The organism is Streptomyces sp. NPDC032721 (assembly GCF_055579625.1).
In genome coordinates this window covers 1-5,297 of sequence record NZ_JBVIMX010000046.1, presented here as the reverse complement: position 1 = coordinate 5,297, position 5,297 = coordinate 1, and the positions used below count along the sequence as shown (strand labels likewise).

At 71.2% G+C, this 5,297-nt stretch carries 5 protein-coding genes; all 5 read left to right on the top strand.

Going from position 1 to position 5,297, the window contains the following annotated elements; all coding sequences use genetic code 11:
- The first annotated feature begins 268 nt into the window (after window positions 1–268).
- The 5 genes from ACZ5PB_RS42650 to ACZ5PB_RS42630 all read left to right on the top strand — a co-directional run bounded on the left by ACZ5PB_RS42650 (window position 269) and on the right by ACZ5PB_RS42630 (window position 4,810).
- Complete coding sequence (locus ACZ5PB_RS42650; RefSeq protein WP_468699054.1) at window positions 269–1,084, top strand: ParA family protein; 816 nt, start codon at window positions 269–271, stop codon at window positions 1,082–1,084.
- A complete protein-coding gene (locus ACZ5PB_RS42645) occupies window positions 1,081–1,542 on the top strand; it encodes a hypothetical protein (RefSeq protein ID WP_468699053.1) in 462 nt (153 codons plus the stop codon). The genes ACZ5PB_RS42650 and ACZ5PB_RS42645 overlap by 4 nt, the downstream gene beginning before the upstream one ends.
- A gap of 132 nt (window positions 1,543–1,674) precedes the next feature.
- Window positions 1,675–2,256, top strand: coding sequence for a hypothetical protein (locus ACZ5PB_RS42640; protein ID WP_468699051.1), 582 nt, complete (start codon window positions 1,675–1,677; stop codon window positions 2,254–2,256).
- Window positions 2,250–3,134 (top strand): ATP/GTP-binding protein, encoded by an 885-nt coding sequence (locus ACZ5PB_RS42635; protein ID WP_468699050.1) that lies wholly within the window; start codon window positions 2,250–2,252, stop codon window positions 3,132–3,134. Before ACZ5PB_RS42640 ends, ACZ5PB_RS42635 begins: the two co-directional genes overlap by 7 nt.
- A gap of 314 nt (window positions 3,135–3,448) precedes the next feature.
- Complete coding sequence (locus tag ACZ5PB_RS42630) at window positions 3,449–4,810, top strand: replication-relaxation family protein (RefSeq protein ID WP_468699049.1); 1,362 nt, start codon at window positions 3,449–3,451, stop codon at window positions 4,808–4,810.
- Window positions 4,811–5,297 lie beyond the last annotated feature (487 nt).

Sequence of the window (5,297 nt, the reverse complement as noted above, 5' to 3'; positions counted from 1 at the left end):
CCCCTTTCCCCCACTCCCCCAACGGCATAGCGGCGGCGGGGCCGATGCACCCCCCCCCCCCCTCCCCCCCTCCCCCCCCCCCCCCCCCCCCCCCCCCCCCCCCTCCCTCCTCCCCCCCCCCCCCCCCCCCCCCCCCCCCCCACGGCACTGACCACACCAAATCAGCACTTCAGATCGTTGGTGACGGCACACCGTCATGCCGTCACTACGGCACACCGTTACGACGGTATGACGGTGTGCCGTAGTGACGGCAGCTAGATTGCCGGGCATGGACATCACGAAAGACCCGGGCGGCATGACCCGGGACGCGCTGCTGAACCAGAAGGGCGGCGTCGCCAAGACCACGACGGCGCTGCATCTGGGCGGCACCCTGGCGGCGGCCGGGCGCCGCACGCTGCTGGTCGACATGGACGGGCAGGGAAACCTGACGACGGCCCTGAAGATGGCCCGGCTGCACCCCAAGAAGGAGCTCACGCTGGCCCGTGCGATGCTCGACGGCTGCGACCGTGACGGGGCCCGTTCCCTGGTGCGCCGGCACTCGGACAACCTGTGGGTCATCCCGTCCTCGCTGGACCTGTTCACCCTGCCGCGCTTCCTGCACAGCACCCGCAGCTCGGAGGACCGGCTGGCCTGGGTGCTGGAGCACCTGGAGCAGGACTTCGACCACGCCCTGGTGGACTGCCGCCCCGCCCTCGACATCGACACCGACAACGTCCTGCGGTGGGCGCGCAACGTGCTCATCCCCGTCGATGTTGACGAGTTCAGCATCGAGGCCCTGGAACTGCTCGTCGGGCAGGTGGAGAGCCTGGTGGAGGAGACCCGGATGGAGCGCCCGCACTACCGGGGCATGGTCATCAACAAGATCGACCGGCCGCTCTCCCGGTTCCAGACCTCGGTCTACAAGGCGCTGCACGCGCTCCCGCTGCCGGTCGTCGGGGAGATCCCGCTGCGCACCGCGATCCCGGAGGCCAAGCACGCCGGGAAGACCATCGCGCAGTACGAGCCGCGCTCGGATGTGGCCCGCATGTACGTCGATCTCGCCGTCAAGGCCGGGTTCCTCCCGGAGGAGGAGAGCACCGCATGAGCAAGAAGCCGGACGAGTACACCGTGAACACCAGCGGCGTGACCAACCTCCTGGACAACCTGGGAAACCGATTCCGCAGCGAAACGCCAGGTAAAAGCGATGGTGACGGCACGACGGCAGACCGTCAGAACGGCACGCCGTCAAGCCGTCGTGACGGCACGACGGCACGGAAGCAGGCGGCGGCCCGCAGCAAGTACACCGTCCTCCTGGACCAGGACGACGCCCTCGCCTTCGACGCCCTCGCCCTCGAACTGCGCCGACGCACCGGCCGCCCCGTCGACAAGTCGGAGATCCTGCGCGCCTTGATCCGCCTCGCGGACACCGACCGCCAGACCGGCGACGCCCTCGCCCGCACCCTCGACCGCCGCACCGACCCCGGCCAATGGGCCGACCAGCGAGCCGACGAACCGCCTCACTGGCACGCCGATTCCGGCGCCCCCGGGTCGGTGATCGGGTAGGGCTCCGGGGCACCCCGCCCGTTCTGGCAGGAGTGGCGGGCGGGGTGGGCGGGTTGCGTGAGGGAGGGTGACGCTCCGATTGCGGGGCGTTACGGTGATCGCTCGCCGAACGATCACCGGGGGTGGCTGGACATGGGCACGACGGCACGGCTGACAGCGGCAGGCGGCGCGCTGGCGCTCGCGCTGGCCGTGTCGGGATGCGGGGGAGGAGACGGCGCCGCGAAGGCATCTGACGGCCCGCCAGCGGCCCCGCCGGTCGCGGCCCGTACGACTCCGGCAACCCCGGCTGACCCGGACGCGGCCCACAAGCGGGCGGTGCTCGCGTCGTACAGCGCGATGTGGGTGGAGCAGATGAAGGCGTACGGCAAGGCCGACGCGAAGGGCACCGCCCTGGAGAAGTACGCGTCGACCGACGCCCTGTCGAAGTTCCGGGCCGACCTGGCCCACATGAAGACGCAGGGCACGGTGATCCGGGGCGAGCTGGGGCACGACGCGAAGGTGACCGCGCTCGACACCACCGCCAAGCTCCCCACCGCGACGATCTCGGACTGCGTCGACCTGTCGAAGTGGCAGACCGTCGACACCCGCACGAACAAGGTGCTCCCGCTTCCGGCCAGTCAGCCGCGCCGGTACGTCGCGACGGCGACGGCAGAGAAGTGGCCGTCGGGGTGGATGGTCACCGACTACGCCCCGGACGGGGCGAGCACGTGCTGAGGCGCGCGGCGGCGGCCGCGGTGGTCCTCGCCGCCGGGGTCCTGGTCCCGGCCGCACACGCCGACGACGGACCGGCCCTCGGCAACGACCCCGGGTGCCGGGGCTCGCTGATGACGGTGACGGTCTGCGCCACCGACAACGCCGGGGCCGGCGGGGCGCCCGCAGGCCTGCCCGGCAAGCCTGCCGCTGCCCCCGGCAAGCCCGCCCCGAAGCCCGTCTGCACGTACACCAAACTCGTCCCCCAGCCCCCGCCGGACAACGCCTACTACCAGGGCCACCAGGGCGAGAAGGGCGCCGTCTACGGCTTCCACTGCTCCGACCGGCAGGGCGCCCGCACCGTGTTCATCGCGGACGCCGCCGCACCCCCCGCCGCCCCGGCCGTCAACCCGGAGACCGTGGCCCGCCAGGCCATCGACTCGGTACGCCTGGACGGCCCGAAGGTCGCCAGTCCCCGGGCGGCGGGCACGTACGTGATCGGGATGCCGATGTGGATGTGGGCAACACCGTCCCCGTCGACGTACGGGCCGATCACCGCGACCGCGACGGCGGGCGGCACCACGGTCACCGCGACCGCGAAGGTGACGTCAACGGCGTGGGCGATGGGCGACGGCGCGGTGATCACCTGCTACGGGCCGGGCACCCCGTACAACGCCGACTACGGCAAGACCATGTCGCCCGACTGCGGCCACCGGTACGCGAAGCTGGCCCGCCCCCTCGGCCAGCCCTACAAGGGCACCGCCACCTCGACCTGGACCATCGACTGGAAGGTGGTCGGCGGCACCGGCGAGACCGGACAGTTCACCGAACTCCGCGCCACCCCGTTCACCGCGCTGATCCAAGAGGTCCAGGTCCTCGGCGTCCCGCCGGGGCAGCGCTGAGGGGGCACGCCTGGGTCAGCATTCGGGTCAGCGACCGTTTCTCCCCTGTGCTCTCCCGAGGGTTCTCCCCGCTGTTCCCCCTAGGGTGGTCCTCGGGTCGGGGCGGCGCGTTTTCGCAGGTCAGCCTATGTGGTCAAGCCCCTTTCGGCGCCTCTACAACCCCCTAGAGCTCTTCCGTCTCCCCCTTCTCCTGTTGGATGGGGCGGAGAGTGGTCGCCGGTCGACCGCTAGGGGGTTCCGGCGCGGGTCGCTGCGCTGGCTGGGAGCGTCGACCCGGGACGGGTCGGCGGCAGAGGACGACGGGGAGGCGGCCGGTGGCACGGCGGTACAAGTCGACGGGCAAGACGCGGGAGTTGTGCCTGGCGGCCCTCGGCACAGTGAAGGTCGCGACTCCGGCGCAGATCCGCGCGCTGATGGCTCCCGGGCACAAGGACGCGTCCACGATCCGGGGCGCCTTGAAGGACCTGGAGGACGAGAAGCTGGTGGAGGCGTCGGGGACGACGTCGAAACTCCTGCCGTCCGGGGCGCGGGTCAACGAGACGCTGTGGACGCTGACCACGGCGGGGCTGGACGCGGCGGCGGTGGTGCTGGACCGTCCGGCGAAGGAGATGGGCGGCACGGCGAAGCGCGCGGCGGCCTCCGGCGCGAAGCACGCCCAAAAGGTCACCGAGACCCTGACGGCGTTCCTCCAGACCCCGCCCGAGCGCACGGCACCGGTCGTCCGCAAGGACCAGCCCGCCCCGGCCCCGGCGGAGCTGGTGATGCCGCCCCCCGGGCTGGGGCCGGTGTCGGCCTGGTCGACGGAGGAAGTACTGCCCACCGGCGGCACGTTCGCCGCTCCCGCCCGGGGCAGCCTCCGCGCGGACGCCGTGTATGCGGCGGCGGACCAGGACGTGCCCCTGCTGTTCCTGGAGGTCGACAACGGCACCGAGAGCCCGGGAATCGTCGCCGCGAAGCTGACCGACTACCAGGCCTTCTTCGCCCGCCAGATCGTCATCAGCGGCCGGGGGACGCAAGGAGAGAAGCAGCGCCCGCTATGGCGGACGGTGTGGCCGGCCACCAACAGGGAAGGGCACCCGCCCGTCGCGATCGTCTTCACCAAGCCCATGGGCGACAAGGCAATGCAGGCACGGATGCAGGAGGTCGCCGAACTGTCGCGCCCGGCATGGGCGGGGCGCTGGTACCGCGACTACCTGCCCGGAGACGACCACCAGGACGGCTACCGCGACTACAAGGACTGCGTGCCCGTCCTGGTCACCACCCTGGCCCGCCTCGACGCCGACGGCCCCCACGGGCCCGTCTGGTGGCGCTACGGCCACAAGGGTCGCGAGACCCTCGCTGACGCCCTGGCCAACCCCGACGACTACGAGGCCTTCCGGGTGCGCGACGACGCCCGCAGGGCGGCCGAGAAGGCCCGCGAGGAGCAGGCAGACGCCGCCCGGCGGCGCGAGGCGCAGGAGCGCGCGGCCGCCGCCGAACGCCGGGAAGCGCTCCGATGGACCTGCCCGAACTGCGGCGAACACGCCTACCCCGCCCCCGGCCTGACCCGTGGCGGCCTCTGCACACCCTGCACCGCAACCCAGCAGGCAACGGAGAAGGCACTGGCAGAGGAAGCGGCGTACTGGGACGAACAAAAGCGCGCCCACCGCGTTTTCAACTGGCCCCGGAGGAAATGAAGAACCGAATTGGGCCCGTGTTCTTTGTGGAATGCGGGCCCTTTTTTGTATTTGGGTGGGGTGGGTTTTGGTGGGGTGGGTTCAATTCGGCCCGGCGGGCTGTGAGTTCGAATCCGTCTTCTGACGGTCTGTCAGTTTGGTGTGTGTTGGTGGTGTCGGGTGGTGGGGTGGCGTGTGTTCGGGGTGTGTTTGTGCTGGTCAGGGCGGTGTGTGGGGGGCTTGGTGGTGGGGGTGCTGCGGGAAATGGGGTGGCGTGCGCCCTCGGAGGGGGTACCGTGGTTCTCAGATTCGCGGTAAGTTTTTTGCGTTGGATGCAGTGGGACGCGGTCGGACCTTCGGGTTCGGGGTGGGGGAGTGGGTTCCTCTGGTTCTGACGGTGTGTAGTCGAGTTTCGGGCGATCGGCCGGCACCCTCGGCCGTAGCCAGCCCCCGCGAAGCGGGCCAACGAGACTGCGGAGCAGGCGAGTTGCTGGTGCGGAGCACCAGA

Coding starts and splice junctions, on each gene's coding strand:
- ACZ5PB_RS42640 (WP_468699051.1), top strand. CDS start 1,675: ATGGGCACGACGGCACGGCTGACAGCGGCAGGCGGCGCGCTGGCGCTC.
- ACZ5PB_RS42645 (WP_468699053.1), top strand. CDS start 1,081: ATGAGCAAGAAGCCGGACGAGTACACCGTGAACACCAGCGGCGTGACC.
- ACZ5PB_RS42650 (WP_468699054.1), top strand. CDS start 269: ATGGACATCACGAAAGACCCGGGCGGCATGACCCGGGACGCGCTGCTG.